Here is a 20578-nt window from a genome sequence, read left to right as displayed (position 1 = left end):
GTTTACCTCTCCTCTCCCATTTTGACTGCCTGGTGAACACGCAGCCTGCGGATTTGCCACAGCAGCATCGTTGCTCCAATGATCAGCATGACCACGGTCACGCCATACAGTTGCAACATATCTTTCTCTTCAAATACAATTCGGAACGGAGGTACCTGTGCGGACACATTATCTGTCGTTTGCAGGAAGGGCAGGAACAGACGGCTGGATACCTGACCAATGCCAATACCAAGAATGATGGACAGACCCGCCGTGAACACCTGCTCCAGCAGCAACATACCGCTCAATTGCGCCCTGGATAACCCCATTGCCCGCAGAACACCGAATTGTACTACACGCCCGGATAGATTGAAGAACCAGTACAGAATGTATCCGATCAGGGAAATAATCACCGACACAAGGAATCCGAGACTCAATATGCCGAACACTCCCCCCCTTGACGGATGTTTGCCCTGGGATACCAGCTCTGTACGCACATCGCGCACAGACGATAACTCAATGCCTTCAGCTGCAAGTTTCTCCATCAAAGGAGCGACTTTGGCATCCGGCTCCATTTTCAGCCAGACCTCATATGGAATCAGAGGCACCTGATCATAGATGTAATCCAGATTGGCAATGAAAAACGGCATCTGATCCGGGTACTGGGCAGGCCAGTAAGGTATAATGCCAAAGACCACAAATTCAATCGCCTGGCCCTGTACACCAATGGAGACGAGGTCTCCGGTTTTGAGCTTGAATTTGTCTGCAAATTTGGAAGAGATCAATACGGCCCCTTCATATTTTCCAAGCAAGTCAAGGTACTTATAAGGATGAGCCGGGAACAGATCGTTGCGGAACCACGCCACTTGGGCAAAATCCACATTGTCGATCCCCACGAGCATTCCCTGTCCACCTGATTTGCCAGAGACAATAATATTGCCTTTCGTTTGCAGCACTCTCGCTGCATGTTCGACACCATTCAGGCTGCGGAACACTTCAAAAGGTGGCTCGGAATAGATCATCTTCGTGGGTTGTGAAGTACCACCGCCCCCACCTGATCCACCTCCACCACCGTTACCGCCGCCTCCAGAACCACCACTACCGTTTCCTCCACCCTGTCCACCGCCTGAACCTCCGTTTTGTCCGGAACCCGTTGGCTTAACCTCAGGTGTGCCTTCCCATACCGTCTGCATAATAACATCCGAACCATAGCGATATAATGTACGCTCGGTTGAGTTCAGATCAATGGTACGAGCCGCCGCCGAGTTATACACACCGAGTCCGAGTGTCAATACAAGCAGGATCATCAAGGGATAATAAGAAGATGATGAACGCGAAAGTTGCGTCAGTGTCAGATACAGTGGAACCGGGAGAAACTTACGCCCAATCAGCTGTATCAGCTTCAAAATCCACGGGAACAACCGTAAGAAGAACAGTCCCAGTGCAAAGATCGCGAGTGCCGGTACAAAGAACAGAAACGGCTGCACCTGAAGCTGATCTGTCGTCATTCCGGTCTGGAACGTCAACATTTGCCGTTCATAGAACAAGTAGTATCCATATCCGGCGAGCCCCAACAGCGCGATATCCAGGAACCAGCGCTGCCATACCGGCGCACGATCTGTACGTGCTTGCCGACGCTTAGCCGATACAATCGTGGCCCGCGCATAGGTTACTGCCGGAATGAGCGAGGCTATGATTGCCACTAACACGGCGATAAGGCCAAGCAGGATGGCTTCCTTTGATATTCCAATTGGAATGGATTTCCGATCCACGAACGACAGGAATCCGCTCGCTGAACCGATGCTTTTCGCCATAAACCATCCAAGAAACGGGCCGATGACAAGAGCAATCGCTCCCAGGAATATACCTTCAAGCAGATAAAGAGAGAAGATCTGCCGGGCAGAAGCTCCGCGACTGCGAAGAACCGCGATGTCACTTTCCTGCTTTTGTAGTGACTGTCTAGCATTCATGGCTATAAAATAAAAGACCATCGCAATCATCGGTGCTGCCAATGTGAACAGCATGGTCTGCAATTGCAGACTCTGACTACGGAATTGTTTCAACAGATCCCCGAAGGTGATGTCCACTTTCGTATCCTTCAACCGCTGATACAGATCGATATCCAGCCTTTCCAGCACAGAGGTCAATCCCGAGAGCTGGCTCGTTTGAATCTCTTTCAGATCAAATGCATAATACCAACGTGAATTCTGAAGAGGGATCCCTTTTTCCTTTAACAAAACATTATTAAATACCGATTCATCCACATATAGTCCATTCATCATACCGTCAAATCCCTGTACCCAATACGGGCTGCTAGGATCATCGGCTTTGAAAGAACCTATAATCTTCACACGCAACGTAATATCGAGACCGCTGTAAATCGGATATTCCAGAACATCTCCGATATGCAGATCGTTACGATACATACCCTCTTCGAGCATAACCGCTTCAATCGTATCGTCCTTGACCTGGTTGCCCGGCTTCACTCCCGCAGAATAATTAACCTGTGCATCCAGGCCTGTCATCGTACCCAGACTCATGCTGCGGACCCGGCTGGCATCCACTTTCGTTGGGTCTTCCGGGTTCACTTCCGTGCTGCGGATGGAACGGGAGTTCACATACGTATGAAAAGGAAATCCGATGTCACGAGGCACATCCTCACGAATATATCGATCCACCTCTTCCAGACCACGTGTGTCTGTCTTCACACCACCAGGTGCCTGGTAACTCATGAGCAACGAGCCGGCTGGCAGTCCCTCACTGTTATCCTGCAGCGTCTGGGCCACGACCCGCTTCAGCGCACCATCGGCATACATTGGAATACTAACGGTGAACGCTACCGCCACAATCAGTCCGATCAGTGTGCTGAACGTCATCCAGCGAGTGTTCCACATCTTGCGGAACAACAGTCGAAGCAATGGCAGCCCCATTAGCGGCCCACTACTTTCTGTCCAACGGTCAGACCTTTCAGAATCTCCACATCCGTGGATGTCTGCTGCCCGACTTCTACGTCCACTTCACGCTTGCTTCCATCACTCTCCACCACTTGTACGTACGTTCTTGAACCGATGGAGCGCAGAGCGGATACAGGAATGACAATCGCGTTCTCTGTACGCTGCGTGACAATTGACACCGTTAGAGGTGTACCGCGTTCAACACCCTTCGGCATTTTCGCCAGCGAGACGATCACATATTGATCCAGACTTTCTTTTGCTGGAGGCGTTCCGCCTTCCCCTGAACCTCCGCCAGTACCACTTCCACTTCCCGATGCTTGGGCAACAGGCATCACTTTGACTTTGCCAGCCACTTTGCCTGCGCCATTAATGTCCACATCCGCCTTCATGCCAGCCGAGAACTTTTCCAGATCTTCCTTGGCAAACGTAGCTGCGACAACCAGGTTGGATGTATCTGCTATGGTCGCAATCGGGTCATAAGCTTTGACAGCCGCGCCCTTCTCCACCTGTACAGCAATGATTGTTCCACCGAATGGAGCGGTCAAAGTGGCTTTACCCAACTGATCCTCCAGATCGGCGAGTTCCTGACGTAGCTCTTCAAAGGCAATCGTGGACTCTTCGAACTCTACCGGGTCCATCTCATCCCGTTTGCGAAGCGTTTCCTTCATTTGCACTTCCGATTTGCGAATCTGCAGGTTTTTGGCCCGGATTTCCTTCTCCACGCTCTCTACATCAAGAACAGCGAGAAGTTGACCTTTTTTCACTTTATCCCCTGGTTTTACATTCAACTCTTTGATATGCATACCGTCCAGCGTAAAATACACCTTTTCCTCCCGCTGGCTCATCATCTTGCCGCTTCCGCTTACTTTCTTCTCCAACGTCTCCGTCCGAACTTCATATTCCGGCTTCTTGGAGATCGTGGGCGGTGTAATCGGCGGAAGTACTTCTTCCTCTGTCTCAGCCGGCAGCAAAGAGCAGCCGGACATCGTTGCAGCCACTATCGCACTAAGCACAATAAGCGCTGCGCGTTTCCCCCTCTTCGGAGCGGCCCCTTTACTTGATAAATCTGCCGTCCGCCATTTCATAAACATGGTCCGCAACCTCCAAAATCGTAGGATCGTGTGTAGTCATACAGATCGTTACTTGTTCAACTTCAATAATATTGCGAAATACAGCCATAACCTGTGCTCCCATTTTGGAATCGAGTTCTGCTGTCGGCTCATCCGCGAGCAATAATCTCGGTCTGTGGGCTATCGCCTTGGCGATGGCCACCCGCTGCTGCTCTCCCCCGGACATCTCGAATGGACGGTGCTTGACCCGTTTGGTTAGTCCGACCAGATCCAAACAATGACCTACCCTGTCCTTCCATTCCGAACGCGGCACGTCCGCCATGCGCAGCGACAGCTCTACATTTTCCCAGGCAGACAACAAAGGCATAAGTGCATACGCCTGAAAAATAAAACCAATTTCTCTGCGCCGCAAAGCGGTCCGCCGCCGGTCGCCCCAATCCTGAAGAGGCTGGCCGGAGAACAGAATATCTCCACTTGATGGCTGATCCAGCCCACCCAACATATTGAGCAGCGTCGTTTTCCCTGAACCTGACCGCCCTTTCAACATCACCAGCTGTTGTGGGTTCACTTCCATATCGATGCCTTTGAGCACATGAATAATACGGCTACCCGTCTGGAAACTGCGATGAACATTGCGAACCTCCAGCACAGGTCCGTCATATGGAGGCAACAGATCCTTCTTGGAGGACTTGGACTTCACTTCAGGTTCAGCTGCTGCAACCGCAACTTCCTCCTGGCTTGTTTCACTGGTTATGTCGTGCGGATCGATGGATGTATTCTGCGGTTCACTTATGTATGCCGATTCCTCCTGCCCGACTGGTTCCCTATGCTCCGTTTGTCCGACTGCACTGTCCTCGCCTGACTGGCTCTTGGCAGGTCTGATTTTGGAAAATAAATTCTTCATGCCAGCAATCACGCTCATCCTTTCTTCATATCCCGTTCACTTCATCAAGACACTAAAAATAGAAATCTATTCCATACTACACTGCATTATAAACGACGGATCACAACTAAAAGTTACAAGCTTTTTACAACGTTCCCGTGAAAAAGTTAATATTTTGATGAACAAACGAAAAAAGCACCCCAACGAGCGGGATGCCTCTTGAATATTCGATGAATTTGCCTCTATGGCGGCAATCATTACAATTTTGATACCGTTCACAAGCAAACCTTTCAATCCGGTGTGAATGATATTATTTACCAAATGAAGAAGGATCTTCACGCCAGGATTTGAGCAGTTCAAAATCACTTTCCTGGATTGTACCCTCAGCCAAAGCTACATCCATCAGAGCTGTGTAATTGGACAGAGTTTGCAGCGGAATTCCCGCTTCTTCAAAAGCCTTAATGCCTTTGTCCAGCTGATAGCTGAAAATCGCCAGTACTACCAGTGGAGTGGCCCCAGCTACACGTACTGCTTCAGCGGCCTTGATTGAACTGCCACCTGTCGAGATCAGGTCTTCAATGACAACAACCTTCTGCCCCTCAGTGATCAGACCTTCAATCAGGTTCTCTTTGCCATGTCCTTTGGCTTTATCGCGAATGTAAGCCATCGGCAGATTCAGCTTTTGCGCCACCCAGGCAGCATGTGGGATACCCGCAGTTGCAGTACCTGCGATGACTTCTGCATCGGGGTATTGATCACGAATGATCGCAGCAAAAGCTTCAGCGATGTCGTTACGAATCTCGGGATAAGACATCGTTAGACGATTATCACAATAGATTGGTGATTTGATGCCGGATGTCCAGGTGAATGGCTGCTGCGGACGCAGCGCCACCGCTTTAATTTTCAACAGTTGGGAAGCAATATGGTTAGGAATCTCAGTAAGTTCGATCATGCGTTCAACATCTCCTTCAAAATGGTTTCTGCCGCTTCACGCGGATTGGGAGCGCCCGTAATTGGTCTGCCTACAACAATGTAATGGCTGCCTCTGACAATGGCTTCACCTGGCGTCAGGACACGAGTCTGGTCTCCGAGTCCACTTCCTGCTGGACGAATGCCTGGTGTGACCGTGTGAAAATCACTGCCACAGGCTGCGCGGATCGCCGGTACTTCCAGCGGGGAAGCAACGACGCCATCGAGACCTGCCTCATGGGCCAGTCCTGCATAACGGACTACTGCTGCCTCAACGCTGCCCTGGATGCCGATCTCGGTATTCATCGTTTCCTGACTGGTACTGGTCAGCTGGGTAACCGCAATAATCTCAGGTCTGCGAAGAGAAGGATCAGCAGCCAGAGCCGCCTCTGCACCTTCACGGGCAGCACGCATCATGCTTGTACCTCCAGCTGCATGCACATTGAACATATCCACTCCCAGACGGGTGATACTTTCAGCACCCCCACGAACCGTGTTGGGAATATCATGCATCTTCACATCAAGGAATACCGAGTACCCCTTTGACTTCAACTCACGAATGAAGTCCGGACCAGCGGCGTAAAAGAGCTGCATGCCCACCTTCAGATAGCAGGGAATGCCTTCTAAAGCTTGTACCAATTCCTGTGCTTGCTCTGCTCCCGGATAATCGAGTGCAACCATCAGACGACCAGCCATTTCGTTGAAATTCGGGTGATTCATATTCCAGCGCTCCTTCCAAAAGCTTGATTTTTCCGTTTTTGCCCGATATAAAGGACATCCCGCCAGCCCGAAGGCTGACTGATGTCCTTGATCAGTGACAAATCGTCTTATTTATTGTACAAGAGCTGGCATAGCCTCAGAGGAGAAGTTGATCGTTTGCAGCATGATCAACAGGGCACGGATCGTATCCAGTGAAGTCATACATACAATGCCGTTCTCTACCGCTTCACGACGAATACGGAATCCGTCACGCTGCGGGGTTTTGCCTTTGGTCAGCGTGTTGAACACAAAGTTTGCTTCGCCGCTGCGAATCATATCGAGAATGTTCGGCGAACCTTCACTTAATTTGTTTACCGTCGTCACCGGAATGTTCGCTGCTTCAAGCGCAGCTGCCGTACCTCCGGTAGCCATGATTTTGTATCCCAGTCTATAGAAACCTTCAAGCAGTGGAACAGCTTCCTCTTTGTCTTTATCGGCTACCGTTACCACGATTGCTCCGGTGGCTGGGATCTTCATGCCTGCACCGATGAGACCTTTGAACAACGCTTTAGCGTAATTCGGGTCACGACCCATAACCTCACCTGTGGATTTCATCTCAGGTCCAAGCGTTGGTTCCACACGACGCAGCTTCGCGAAGGAGAAGACCGGAACTTTTACGGAAACATGATCCGATTCAGGCCACAGACCGTCCACATATCCGAGGTCTTTCAGCTTCACGCCCAGAATGGCTTGTGTTGCCAAGTTCGCCATCGGAATGTTGGTTACTTTGCTCAGGAAAGGTACTGTACGGGATGAACGCGGGTTCACCTCGATGATGTACACTTCACCCTTATGGATAACAAACTGGATGTTAACCAAACCGATCGTTTTCAGTTCTTTTGCAATCTTGATTGTAATCTCTACAATTTTCTCTTTGAGATCCTGGGACAGGTGCTGTGGCGGATAAACCGCGATGGAGTCGCCGGAGTGAACCCCTGCGCGCTCGATATGCTCCATGATCCCCGGAATCAATACCGTTTCACCATCACAGATCGCGTCAACCTCAACCTCTTTACCCATCATGTAACGGTCGATCAGGACCGGATGCTCCGGATTGATTTTAACCGCCTGCTCCATATATGTCAGCAATTCTGCATCGGAGTACACAATCTCCATCGCACGACCGCCGAGTACATAGGAAGGACGAACCAGTACCGGGTAGCCCAGACTTTGAGCCGTTTCAACCGCATCATCTACCGAAATGACTGTTTTTCCTTTTGGTTGTGCAATTTCCAGACGGGAGAGCAAACGCTCGAACTTCTTGCGATCCTCTGCCTCATCAATGTTTTCCAGATCTGTTCCGAGAATCGTTACACCAGCGGCACGCAGTGGTGCTGCCAGGTTGATTGCCGTTTGGCCACCAAACTGTACGATAACACCTACAGGCTGTTCCTGTTCGATAACGTTCATTACATCTTCGAAGAACAGAGGTTCAAAGTACAAGCGATCTGATGTATTAAAGTCCGTAGACACGGTCTCCGGGTTGTTATTGATGATAACTGCTTCATAGCCTGCTTTTTGCAGAGCCCATACTGCGTGTACTGTTGAGTAGTCAAACTCAATCCCTTGACCGATCCGGATTGGACCGGAACCAAGCACAACTACTTTTTTCTTATCTGAAGGAATGACTTCATTCTCAGTTTCGTAAGTAGAGTAGTAATATGGCGTTGTTGCTTCAAATTCAGCTGCACATGTATCTACCATTTTGTAGACTGGGCGAAGGTTTTCCTCTTCACGACGTGCTCTGACTTCAGCTTCTTTCGTTAGCGTACCTCCTGGTTGACCTTCAGCCCGCAGCTCAGCAATGGCACGGTCTGTGAAACCAAGACGCTTCGCTTGATACAAGGTTTCGGAGGACAATTCGGATTCCTCACGAATGCGATCTTCGAAGCGGATCAGCCCTTCGAGTTTATCCAGGAACCACCAGTCAATCTTCGTCAGATCTTGAAGCTGTTGCAATGTATACCCTCTGCGGAATGCTTCAGCGATCAGGAAGATACGCTCATCGTCAGCTTTGACCAGACGCTCGTTCAGCGTTTCTTCATCAAGGGTTTCGGCATCTTTCAGATACAGACGGTGTACGCCGATTTCCAGGGAACGAACAGCTTTATGAATTGACTCTTCGAATGTACGGCCAATCGCCATAACTTCGCCTGTCGCTTTCATCTGTGTACCCAGTTTGCGGTTCGCTGAGATAAACTTGTCAAACGGCCAGCGTGGGATTTTGCTCACGATATAGTCCAGTGTTGGCTCAAAGCATGCATATGTTTGGCCCGTTACCGGATTCACGATTTCGTCCAGTGTGTAACCCATTGCAATTTTGGCAGCCATCTTAGCAATTGGATATCCCGTTGCTTTGGAAGCTAGTGCCGAAGAACGGCTTACCCGTGGGTTAACTTCGATAACATAGTATTGGAAGCTGTGCGGATCAAGCGCAAACTGTACGTTACATCCACCTTCAATGTTGAGGGCACGGATAATTTTCAGGGAAGCTGAGCGCAGCATTTGATATTCACGGTCAGACAACGTCTGGCTTGGTGCCACAACGATACTGTCACCTGTATGAACACCTACCGGGTCAAAGTTTTCCATGTTGCAGACCACGATACAGTTATCGTTTTTGTCCCGCATAACCTCATACTCGACTTCTTTCATGCCTGCGATGCTCTTCTCAACCAGACATTGACCGATCGGGCTATACCGAATACCTGCTACGACTGTCTCACGCAGTTCTTCTTCGTTGGCACAGATTCCGCCGCCTGTTCCGCCAAGCGTGTAAGCTGGACGGACGATGATTGGATAACCAATCTCATTCGCAAAATCAAGTGATTCCTCAAGTGTAGTTACGATTACACTCTCAGGTACAGGCTGTTCCAGCTCGCGCATCAGATCACGGAACAAGTCACGGTCTTCCGCTTTCTCAATGGAAGTGAGCTGAGTTCCGAGTAGTTTAACATTCTCACGTTCAAGCACACCGGCACGTGCCAGTTCCACAGCCATGTTCAGACCTGTTTGACCGCCAAGGGTAGGCAGCAAACCGTCTGGACGTTCCTGACGAATAATTTGCGTTACAAAATCCAGTGTGATTGGCTCGATGTATACTTTGTCAGCCATGTTGGTATCCGTCATGATCGTAGCCGGGTTGCTGTTGATGAGTACAACTTCCACGCCTTCTTCTTTCAGTGCCTGGCATGCTTGTGTACCGGCATAGTCGAACTCGGCCGCTTGACCGATGACGATTGGACCTGAACCAATCACCAGGATTTTTTTGAGATCTTTGTTAATCGGCATGTTATTGTGCTCCTTTCACTGCGGCTGCCAGTACGGCTTGACGCGGCTGTTGCGGGTGAGTAATCTTGTGTTCCCGAATCATCTCGATAAAGCGGTCGAACAGATAGCTGTTATCATATGGTCCTGGCGCTGCTTCCGGGTGGTACTGAACGGAAAACGCCGGGAATTTTTTATGTTTCAGACCTTCGATGGTCTTATCGTTATTGTTGATATGTGTCACTTCAAGCTCCGTATTTTTCACGGATTCTTCGTTTACAGTGTAACCGTGGTTCTGAGATGTGATGAAGCAACGTCCGCTCTCCAGTTCTTTAACCGGGTGGTTTCCGCCACGGTGTCCAAACTTGAGCTTCTCTGTGTCGGCTCCTGCCGCAAGTGCGAACAGTTGGTGACCCAGGCAGATTCCGAAGATCGGATATTCGCCGAGAAGTTCACTGATCATTTTAACCGCGTGAGGAACGTCTTTCGGGTCCCCAGGGCCGTTGGACAACTGGATGCCATCCGGGTTCATGCGGCGGATTTCGTCCGCTGTTACATCATGCGGAACTACGACAACGTCACAGTTACGTTTGCTGAGTTCACGCAAAATCCCTGTTTTTGCACCGTAGTCAACCAATACAATGCGTTCAGCCGTTCCCGGGCTGTTGTAAACATGTTGAGTAGAAGTCATAGGAACTTGATTACGCAGCTCAGCGATGCTGGTGTCTCCCATCATCTCCAGCAACTCTTCCACAGGTTTCGATCCTGTTGTGAGAATTCCTTTCATTGTGCCGTGGTGACGAATCCGACGAGTCAGCATCCGTGTATCAATCTCGCTGATTCCTACGATGCCATACTCTTTAAGCAAATCGTCTACGCTGTATTCCGCACGCCAGTTACTTGGTGTTGGCTCATGACGACGTACCACAAAACCGTGTACGAACGGACGAATCGACTCGAAGTCGTCACGCGTAATGCCGTAGTTACCAATCAGTGGGTACGTCATGGTTACGATTTGACCGCAATAAGAAGGATCCGAAAGCACCTCTTGATAGCCTGTAATTCCCGTATTAAAAACGACCTCACCTGTTGTTTCACCTTCAGCACCGAACGCTTTCCCGGTGAACAGTGTGCCGTCTTCCAACAATAATCTTGCCTGTGCCTGCATCCCATTTCACTCCTCTGTGTTTATCAAAGTTGAATACTTTGAGTTGAACTGGGAGACGTTACGTTTGGTGCGGCTTCGTGGGCAGAAAACCCTTTGATCGCTGTTATCCCCGGATTACTTTGATCCCATTCTTCAAATGGAGTAATCCGGTGATAAAGGCGAACGCTTTGCTTCTTCGGGTTCTTTCTGCCCACTCCGCAGTTACGTTCGTGTCCAAGTTCAAAAATCATTATTCAACTTTTCTTTGTTTCGTATGTTTGACTCTCGGCATGGTCTGCCTCGAGTTAGTTGTAAAGTTGTTACTGGTCTATACATTGTTAATTTAAAGCTATGAAGACTAGTTGTTTGATCAATTATTCAAAACCTGATGATGTAATTGATGTAGCGGTTCAGCAAGGTGCCGTTTTACTGTTGTACCGTATTATTCCACACGCTTTTGCCGTCCACCCATGTTTGTGTGGCCCAGCCTTTCAGCTTCCAGCCTGTGAATGGTGTGTTTCTTCCTTTGGTTGCGAACGTTGCAGGATCAACCGCTTTTTCCTCGTTCAGGTCAATCATCGTGATATCCGCAGGTGCTCCCTCTTCCAGTTTGCCAGTATCCAGCCGGAATACCCGTGCCGGATCAGCTGTCATGCGTTTCACGAGGAAGTCTAGGCTCCAAAGCCCTGTTTCCACAAACTTCGTGTACAACAGCGGGAAAGCTGTTTCGAATCCGACGATGCCGAAAGGTGCCAGCTCCATGCCTTTTGCTTTTTCTTCTTCGCTATGCGGCGCGTGATCGGTAACGATCATGTCCAGCGTTCCGTCCAGCAAACCTTCGATACAAGCTTGCACATCGCGTGGTGAGCGAAGGGGCGGGTTCATCTTCCAGTTGGCATCCATACCTGGGATATCCTCATCAGACAATACCAGATGGTGCGGACATACCTCAGCAGTTACTTTAATACCGATGGACTTCGCCAGGCGAATCAAGCGAACCGACTGCTCCGTACTTACGTGGCAGACGTGGTAGTGAACTCCCGTTGCTTCTGCAAGCAGGATATCACGGCCTACGTGGATGGCCTCAGATTCATTTGGGATACCTTTGATACCGTGACGCTTCGAAAACTCGCCTTCTGTCACATATCCGCCAACAACCAATGAGTCGTCTTCGCAGTGAGCGATGACTGGCATATCCATGCTTGCTGCAAGGTTCATAGCATCTTTCATCATTTGAGCGTTTTGTACGCCAACGCCATCATCCGTGAATCCAATCGCACCCGCTTCTTTCAATGCAGCGAAATCCGTAAGCTCACGTCCAAGCTCGTTCTTCGTAATAGCTGCATAAGGCAGTACTTTTACCAGGTCGGCTTCTTTGGCTTTATCCAAAACCAGCTTAACGACATCCGCGCTGTCGGTTACCGGTCTTGTGTTCGGCATACATGCAATCGTTGTAAAACCGCCTTGTGCTGCCGAACGGGCACCCGTCTCGATCGTCTCTTTATGCTCGAATCCAGGCTCACGCAGATGCACATGCATATCAATCAAACCGGGAATGACCAGTTTGCCTGAAGCATCGGTTACGCTATGCGCTGATTGCTCTGCTTTCAGTACCGCTTCGTCTTCCACTCCAGCGATCTTTTGAATTTTTCCTTCATCTATAATGATCGTTTTCCGTTCAAGTTCCCCTTGTTGATTCAAGATGTTCGCGTTCTTTATAATCTGTAGCATAATTGCCCTCCGCTTCGGTTCTGTCCGACTTGCCAGATAAGCCGGATGATTTTCTTTATCGTGTACCCTCACATTGCTCTATAAGAACTTCCGTCCCGTCAGCCTATGACCCACAGCCAGACCCTGTTACAGTTTCATCGCACGTTCCATGACCGCCATGCGGATTGGAACACCGTTTGCCATCTGCGGGAAGATCCGCGATGCTGCGCTCTCCACTACCGCGTCATCCACCTCGACATTTCGGTTCACAGGAGCAGGGTGCATAATGATTGTGCTTGGTTTCAGGCGTGACGCCCGTTCTTCCGTCAATCCATAGTGTTCGCGATAATCCTCAGCCGAAGTAATCAAGCCATGTTTATGACGTTCCAGTTGAACTCGGAGCATCATGACTACATCCGCATCGAGAGCTTCTTCCAGACCTACATAAGGTGCGTGTTCTGCGAGCTCCGGTGCCTGCATCGTTTGCGGTGCGCAGAAGCGCACATCTGCACCAAACTTTTGCAGTGCCCACAGATTAGAGCGAGCTACACGGCTGTGTAGGATGTCTCCGATAATTGACACACGCAAACCTTTCAGCTCACCGAAAGCCTTCCGCATCGTGTAGAGATCCAGCAGCGCCTGTGTAGGATGCTCGTTATTCCCATCTCCAGCGTTCACCAGTGGAACATTCACTTTCTGAGCCAGTTGTTGCAGAACCCCCGAAGGTTTCAATCGGATCACCCCTGCGTCGATGCCCATGGACTCCAGTGTGCGTACCGTATCATAGATGGATTCACCTTTCTCCACGCTTGATGCAGCCGCCGTGAAGTTCAGTACTTGTGCACCCAGACGTTTTTCCGCCATCTCAAATGAGAAGCGAGTACGCGTGCTGTTCTCGAAGAACATGTTGGCTACGAAGTGGGATTCCAGTACAGGAACCAGTTTCTCCTTCTGCGCTTCCCAGTGTGCTGCTCTGTTCAGAATGGATTCGATCTCATCGCGACTAAGTTCCTTGAGGCCAAGCAAGCTCCGGTCCTTCAATGCTGGTTGTGTAATCATCATGCTTGTTCCCCCCGGTTCTGAATAATCTTGACTTCGTCCTGTCCGTCCGTTTCCATGAGCGCAACCACGATCTCCTCTGATTTGGAAGTTGGCACATTCTTGCCGATAAAATCAGGTCGTATCGGAAGTTCCCGGTGTCCGCGATCTGCGAGAACCGCCAGCTGAATGTTCTGTGGTCTTCCACAGTCCATCAGGGCATCCATCGCTGCGCGAATCGTCCGTCCGGTATAAAGCACATCATCGAACAAAATCACTTTTTTGTTATGAATCGAAAGTGATTCAGGTGTCATCGTCAACAGTTCCTTGCGATTCGCTTTATTCTCATCCAAGCGATCATCGCGATAAGGGGTCACATCGAGTTCTCCCCAAGGGATCGGTGTACCTTCGATTTCTTCAATCTTGGCGGCGATCCGTTCTGCGAGGTATACACCCCGTGTTCGAATTCCGATCAGTACACAGCCCTCAATGCCTTTGTTTTTTTCCAAAACCTCATGGGCAATCCGTGTTAATGCGCGGCGGATCGCGGTTTCATCCATAATGACATGTGTCTCTGTGCTCATGCGTTCAGCCTCCTCAGGATTTACCTTTCAGATCATGGCCCCGTGACGAGGAGAACAAAAAAGACTCCTTGCCGTGTTTATTGGCAAGGAGTCTCCGAACTTCAGACCGCTCTGAAGAAAGTTTACTCTCGGGATGCATCGCTTCATTTGCCGCAGCAAAAAAACGATGTATCGTTCACGTTACCTTGCCAGTCTCACGGGACTGATTTAAAGGTGCTATTCATGTCGTTCATATTGAAGGACCTCACAGGGTTCTATACTCAATATGTCCGTTTGTCTTCATGAATTATGACAGAAAGACAACCCTCTGTCAACACCTCAACATCACAGGCGAAATTCCACTACTGTATTCCCTTTAGAACTAGAATCAGCAGTTCGGCTGAAAAACATCCAAACACATCACATTTCATTCGTTATTCATAATTATACAATAATTCTGTATATTTATCCATAGGAAATTGCAGAGAACCTTACAACCAAAATAATCCTCTGACTATAATCCAAGTTGAGACAAAGCTCTCCCCCTTTGGAACATGCAATGAGTTTTGTCATAACTATTTTAAGTTCTGAAGGCATTTTCAATATGATCCATCTCTTCTAATTTTAGAGTTCAACGTCCAGAAACACGGAATACATGAAGGCTCTGCATTAGTCCCCAGTGAAATGGGTAAAGTTTATAAACATGAAACAATTCATTGATGCTTCAATAAAGCCGATATACATAAGGATTTACAAATACGCGACATAGAAATAAGATAAGACCTACATTTATTTACATTTAGGAGGAAGTTATGCGTCACATTTGGCAAGTTTACAAAACAGACTGGTTGCATATTTTGAAGGTTCCCACAGGTATTTTTCTAATTGTGGCTATTATTTTACTACCCGGGGTGTATGACTGGGTCAACGTGAAGTCCGTATGGGACCCGTACAGTAACACCCAAGGAATTAAAATTGCGGTGACAACCGAGGACAAGGGTGCAACTGTTGCAGGAACTAACGTCAATATTGGAGACGAATTGGTGTTCAGCCTTAAACAGAACGAAAAGCTGGGATGGACTTTTGTGGACCAGGCTGAGGCTGATCGTGGTGTACAAACAGGAGAGTATTATGCAAGCCTGCTCATTCCTGGGGACTTTTCAACCAAAATTACAGGTATCGTTGACGGGAAGCTGGAGCGCCCAGAGGTAATCTATACCGTTAACGAGAAGGTTAATGCCATCGCTCCAAAAATCACAGGCTCTGGTGTATCTGCGATTACAACACAAATCAATGAAAATTTCACGGAAGCCGTCAGTCAGGCTGTTCTAACCAAATTGAAGGAAGCCGGAGTTGAGATCAATGCCCAGCTTCCAACTTTGCGCAAGATGGAGAATGGCATATTCACGCTTGAGAAAAATCTTCCGGATATACAAGCTGCAGGTCAAAAGGTACTGGAAGTAGAAAAAGCCATGCCTGGTATCGTAAAAGATGCTCAAAAGATCGTCGAAATCGAAAAAAAACTACCCGAAATCAATGAAGCTGCACAATATGTGCTCAAGGTACAGGAGTATTGGCCTCAAATTAATGATGCGGCATCCGAGGTGTTGGCTATTCAGGGGCGGATTCCCGATATTCAAAAAGCCGTAGAACGTATTCAAGAAGTGGATGCGAACTTTGGTCAGGTATCTAGTGTCATCCAAACGGCCCTGGATAAAACCGATAAGGCTCTCTCTATCGTAACCGCCGCTGAGCAAGATCTGGACAAAGTATCCCAAATCGCTGGTAACGGGATTGAGCTGGCCGAAGGCTTGAATCGGTTTGTGGATTCCAGTGAAGAAGCATTTCAGGCCATAGGCCCGGCAATCCGGCAAAACCTGCTGTTGGTGCAACAAATCGCAAACGCTGCGTCAGACGTATTTGGGCAATTGCAGAATACGGATCTTACTAAACTGCCAACAGCAGAAGATCTGGACCGGATCGCTGCCCGCTTGGGGATTGCGGTAAAACTCGTCGACAGTATGGCAGAACTACTGGGCAAAATCGACAACTTGCTTCCAAGCCATCCACTTGCTAATAAAATTACGCAGCTGAACACCATTTCAGATAAACTTCAGTTGCAAATCCGCCTGGCTGGGATTATCAGTGATGCTCTGCGTCGCAATACAACTCCACCCGCAGACGTCATCGCCCAGTTAAATGCTCTCTCCAAGGAGATTAGCAGCGGCATTGGGAATTTCATGAACACCTACGAGAGCGAAATATCGCCGGCTCTTGCGGCTGGTACGGATAAGCTGAGGTCTATCCTTTCCACTTCAGCAGATACACTACAGGGAGCAAGAGATCGAATTCCGGATATTGCGGACATTCTTGCATCAGCCAAAGAAGGCATTACGTTTGGGCAGACTGAATTGACAAAAATCCAGAGCGAACTGCCCCAAATACAATCTAAGATTCATGAGATATCAGAGACGCTCGCAAATAAAAGTGAAGGCTTTATCCAAGCTTTGAACACAGTGTCTTCATTAATACGAAACGATCTGCCCAAGCTGGGGACCAAGCTGAATGAAGCGGCTGATTTTGTTCGGAACGATCTGCCCAATGCTGAGAAACAGATAAGCAAGGCATCCGATTTTGTACAAAATCAGCTTCCGGAGGTCGAACAAGGAGTACATCGTGTTGCCACGCTGGTACGTGATGATCTGCCTGCATTGGAAAGTGCCATCAGCAAGGCAGCAGACAAACTTAGAGAAGTCGAAGGCAATAACCAGTTTGCCGAGCTCGCCAAGCTTTTGCGCGGCGACATTGAAGAAGAAAGTGCTTTCCTAGCAAGTCCGGTGCAAATCAAGGAACAGCAGCTTTACCCGATTCCGAATTACGGATCAGCCATGTCACCGTTTTATGGCGTGCTGTCCTTGTGGGTAGGCTCAACGCTGCTGATTTCCCTGCTTCGTGCCGAAGCTGAGAATCCAGAAGGCAAGTTCCGGGGATACGAGTTGTATCTTGGACGTCTTGCCACTTTCCTGACGATTGGATTGCTTCAGGCGATCTGTGTCAGCCTGGGAGATATCTTGATCCTCGGCACCTATGTCGCAGATAAACTGTGGTTTGTCCTATTTGCCATGCTGGTGAGTGCCGTATTTGTCACCATAACGTATACCCTACTGTCCGTTTTTGGGAATATCGGAAAAGGGATCGCGATCATCTTCATGGTGTTCCAGTTCTCAAGCTCCGGCGGGACGTTTCCGATCAGTATGACATCGCCCTTTTTCCAGGCATTGAATCCGTTCATGCCCTTCACGTATGCGATCAGCCTGCTACGTGAGTCGGTCGGCGGCATCCTGTGGTCGACTGCCATTAAGGATATTCTGTGGTTATGCATGTTTATCGCGCTGAGTCTCATCATTGCACTCGCTTTGAAACGTCCACTCAGCAGTCTCACCAAACGTTCAGCCGAGAATGCCAAGAAGACCAAAATCATTGCTTAAAAGTGTCCCTGAGACCCTCTGCGTAATGAATGCAGTGGGTCTTTTGTTTGAAACCAACATGCACATATCGAATGAATCTTGCCAAACAAGACAAGGCCATTGGATCTACAGTCCAATGGCCTTGTCTCATTATATAGATAATTAAAACCTCTGATTATTTCACTGTACGTTCCTGTTCCAACTGATCATAGGACTGCTTAATGGTTGTTAATGTTTCTACATGCCGATAGATGTTGTTGCCTGCGGTGACGAGAATACATAACATGATCAAGCCTATTAGCACTTTTTTACCTAGCCCCGGACGGAGACCGATGACGAAGCCCCCACCGAGGAGGAAAAACGCAAACAGATAGTGTCCTGCATACAGGTACATATCGTATTGAAATACCGCAAGCCCAAAACCAACAACGATATGAAGTAAAAATGCAAACAGAATGTATGGCACAAGAGTCCACACTTCCCGTTCACGTATCCCTTTAATAAACCCCGTGAGCGCCAGCAGCAGAATAAAAATACCCGTGAGCTGAACATAGATCGGATTAGAACGGGATAGATCCGTTACAAACGCGACCATGCCCGGGTCCAGCAAATGCACTTTCGGTGACAGCATCGGATTAATTGTTAGCAGGCTTAGAGCCTTCCAATGAACTGCGAACTGAAATGGAGTGGCATAGCTTGTTCCCCCATTTTGAATACCAAGCAACCAATTGCTGACCCAACTGCGACCGCCAAACGCGATGTACTGTATCCCAGTCAATACTACAATGAAGGCAACAGCCAGTGCCATAATCCCGATATACTTTTTCCAACCAGATTTGTTACGCCACGTACGTAAATTAAAAAACATGGCGGCCGCAAGCGGTACAATGTTCGTCGATGTCAGTCCAAAGTTGATGGATGCCAGCAGCGCATTCGGGATGTAACGGACATCTTTGCGTTCACGGTTGTACTGCATATACAGCACAGAGAACAGGATAACAAACTGTACGTACGGATACGAATCCGGAATCAACGCGGTAAACATCAGATAGGAGCTGAAACCGAACAGTACTGCGAAAAGTAACGGTGTGGTGATTTGTTTATCTTTTTGATTCAAAAACAGAAATACCAGCACAACCGAACCTGCATTCACAAGGGACTGCAGGACAAGAAAGAACCAATTTCCGCCCAACAGTTGAGCACCTGCTTCAAGCGCGACTGCTAGAAATGAAATTAACGGATGAATTACCGAAGAACTGTTATCTCCATAATACATGGAAGGATCGAAGTTAAATAAATTAAGTGGAAACTGCGTCGTACTAAATGGCGTGTATGAGCCAAGCAGCTCGGCATGATTCGCTATGTATGTCACGTAAGGCCCATTCATGAGAGCGTAAAAAAGAGCAAAACCCGCAAAAAGGCAAAATGCCGTCCAATTGGTCCTGCGATTATAAAATATGAAGTCCAAAAATTTCATGCGTTCACATCCAGTTTCAATTATTCTAGAAAACCAATAAACACAACCCGCCCATAATACAAGCGACACCGATCCAGCGCAAAGGACCCACTGTTTCCTTAAAGGCAAAGCGCGCTATAATGAGCGTCCACACATACGTTAATGCATTGGCAGGCAGCACAACCGTTAAGGGGAGAAATTTCAACAATACAATATTCAGCAGCGCACCTGTACCGTAAAATCCTAGCCCCATTAGAACATGCAGCTTTTTGCGGCTGGTGGCGTAGGCTTTCAAACCCGCTCCCCCCATCGCTCCACACAGGGTCATTGCAATTAATACAGCAATCATCCAGCTATCGATCAACACTGGTCAACGTCACCCCGATTCCAAGCAGCACAACAGCGGCCAGCTTCTGCACCGTAATTTCTTCTCCTAGCAAAAAGTAACCATAGATCAGCGCAAACACATAGCTGGCACACATCAAAGGATAGGCCACAGACAGCTTTTCCAAAGCAAAAGCCTTGATCATCAAAATGGCACCCAGCCCATAACATAGAAAGCCGATGCCCAGATAGATCCACTCGGTCAGACCCCACTTCCAGAACAGTTGTCCCGTCGCTGTAAGAAAAGCGGAGACAAGCATCAACAGCTTGCCTGTGTGGCGCCCTTTTATCTCCCCCACGACAATGCCTCCATCTCTGGCACGCGCTTGTTAATAAAGTATCGCTGACTCACCAACTGCATCACTGGAAGATCGGATAAGGAGTCGGAGTAAGAGCAGGATTGATCATAATCAATCACCATCTTTTTCTCATCCAGATAGGCCTGAATACGGCGAACCTTCTCATCCCCTTTGCAATTGCTGCCTTCAATCCTACAAGTATAGCCATTCGAGTGACGAACCAGATCGGTACCAATGACATGATCCACCCAAGGGAAATTTTTAAAATATTTCATATAGGCATGCGGAGATGCGGTCACCAGCAATACATGATAGCCTGCTTCCTTACGGTGCTGCATCTCTACACTTGCCTCTGCAAAAATAGCCGTACGCAATCGTGTATCAAAAAAATGCTCCAGATCATTTTCGGACATGCGCTCAATGCTCTTAAAATAGGAACGTTTGACACGCTCAACGGTCATCAGACCAGCCTTGAACAACGCAGTATGAAATGCAATTACAGGCAATCTCCATACCTGCCATGGGTAACGCCGAACGCCGTAATGTACAAACTGAAACATGGAATCTCTGCGTATAATCGTTTTATCAATATCAAAGATGGCAACTTTCGTGCTTTTCACCCTGATCCCCCTC

The 20578-nt window shown here is 48.5% G+C and carries 15 protein-coding genes; 1 reads left to right on the top strand and 14 read right to left on the bottom strand.

Features of this window, described 5'->3' with window-relative positions; all coding sequences use genetic code 11:
• Positions 1-2 precede the first annotated feature (2 nt).
• The 10 genes from CS562_RS24710 to pyrR all read right to left on the bottom strand — a co-directional run bounded on the left by CS562_RS24710 (position 3) and on the right by pyrR (position 14360).
• Positions 3-2909, bottom strand: a complete 2907-nt coding sequence (locus CS562_RS24710; RefSeq protein WP_076288151.1) for an ABC transporter permease — start codon at positions 2907-2909, stop codon at positions 3-5.
• A complete protein-coding gene (locus tag CS562_RS24705) occupies positions 2909-4024 on the bottom strand; it encodes an efflux RND transporter periplasmic adaptor subunit (RefSeq protein WP_099858485.1) in 1116 nt (371 codons plus the stop codon). Before CS562_RS24705 ends, CS562_RS24710 begins: the two co-directional genes overlap by 1 nt.
• The gene (locus CS562_RS24700; RefSeq protein ID WP_099858484.1) at positions 3987-4925 is read right to left on the bottom strand and encodes an ABC transporter ATP-binding protein; all 939 of its coding nucleotides are present in this window, start codon (positions 4923-4925) and stop codon (positions 3987-3989) included. Before CS562_RS24700 ends, CS562_RS24705 begins: the two co-directional genes overlap by 38 nt.
• 271 nt (positions 4926-5196) lie before the next feature.
• Positions 5197-5838, bottom strand: coding sequence for an orotate phosphoribosyltransferase (gene pyrE / locus CS562_RS24695; protein ID WP_099858483.1), 642 nt, complete (start codon positions 5836-5838; stop codon positions 5197-5199).
• Positions 5835-6575, bottom strand: a complete 741-nt coding sequence (gene pyrF / locus CS562_RS24690) for an orotidine-5'-phosphate decarboxylase (protein WP_076288148.1) — start codon at positions 6573-6575, stop codon at positions 5835-5837. Before pyrF ends, pyrE begins: the two co-directional genes overlap by 4 nt.
• A gap of 111 nt (positions 6576-6686) precedes the next feature.
• Positions 6687-9905: a carbamoyl-phosphate synthase large subunit gene (carB, locus tag CS562_RS24685; RefSeq protein WP_076288147.1), complete on the bottom strand. Its 3219-nt coding sequence runs from the start codon at positions 9903-9905 to the stop codon at positions 6687-6689.
• 1 nt (position 9906) lies between these two features.
• Positions 9907-11049, bottom strand: coding sequence for a glutamine-hydrolyzing carbamoyl-phosphate synthase small subunit (gene carA / locus CS562_RS24680; RefSeq protein ID WP_076288146.1), 1143 nt, complete (start codon positions 11047-11049; stop codon positions 9907-9909).
• A gap of 405 nt (positions 11050-11454) precedes the next feature.
• Positions 11455-12759 carry a dihydroorotase gene (locus CS562_RS24675; protein ID WP_076288145.1) on the bottom strand — a complete coding sequence of 435 codons (1305 nt, stop codon included), beginning with the start codon at positions 12757-12759 and terminating at the stop codon, positions 11455-11457.
• A 126-nt stretch (positions 12760-12885) separates the two neighbouring features.
• The gene (locus tag CS562_RS24670; protein WP_094939311.1) at positions 12886-13797 is read right to left on the bottom strand and encodes an aspartate carbamoyltransferase catalytic subunit; all 912 of its coding nucleotides are present in this window, start codon (positions 13795-13797) and stop codon (positions 12886-12888) included.
• Positions 13797-14360 (bottom strand): bifunctional pyr operon transcriptional regulator/uracil phosphoribosyltransferase PyrR, encoded by a 564-nt coding sequence (gene pyrR, locus CS562_RS24665; protein ID WP_076288144.1) that lies wholly within the window; start codon positions 14358-14360, stop codon positions 13797-13799. The genes CS562_RS24670 and pyrR overlap by 1 nt, the downstream gene beginning before the upstream one ends.
• A gap of 791 nt (positions 14361-15151) precedes the next feature.
• Between pyrR and CS562_RS24660 the strand changes: the two genes are divergently transcribed.
• Entirely contained in the window at positions 15152-17827 is a 2676-nt protein-coding gene (locus tag CS562_RS24660; protein WP_076288143.1) for a YhgE/Pip domain-containing protein, read from the top strand.
• Between the two features lie 154 nt (positions 17828-17981).
• Here the strand turns inward: CS562_RS24660 and CS562_RS24655 are convergent, their stop codons facing one another.
• The 4 genes from CS562_RS24655 to CS562_RS24640 form a co-directional block, all read right to left on the bottom strand.
• Entirely contained in the window at positions 17982-19178 is a 1197-nt protein-coding gene (locus tag CS562_RS24655; protein WP_256716755.1) for a DUF6080 domain-containing protein, read from the bottom strand.
• A 130-nt stretch (positions 19179-19308) separates the two neighbouring features.
• Positions 19309-19629, bottom strand: a complete 321-nt coding sequence (locus CS562_RS24650; protein ID WP_256716754.1) for an EamA family transporter — start codon at positions 19627-19629, stop codon at positions 19309-19311.
• On the bottom strand, positions 19616-19906 hold the full coding sequence (locus CS562_RS24645) for an EamA family transporter (protein WP_090810048.1): 291 nt from the start codon (positions 19904-19906) through the stop codon (positions 19616-19618). The genes CS562_RS24650 and CS562_RS24645 overlap by 14 nt, the downstream gene beginning before the upstream one ends.
• Positions 19907-19932: 26 nt before the next feature.
• Entirely contained in the window at positions 19933-20565 is a 633-nt protein-coding gene (locus CS562_RS24640) for an HAD-IB family hydrolase (RefSeq protein WP_076288141.1), read from the bottom strand.
• Positions 20566-20578: the final 13 nt, after the last annotated feature.

Source organism: Paenibacillus sp. LK1 (assembly GCF_002750415.1).
GTDB lineage: Bacteria > Bacillota > Bacilli > Paenibacillales > Paenibacillaceae > Paenibacillus > Paenibacillus taichungensis.
This window is presented reverse-complemented; position numbering and strand designations above follow the sequence as displayed.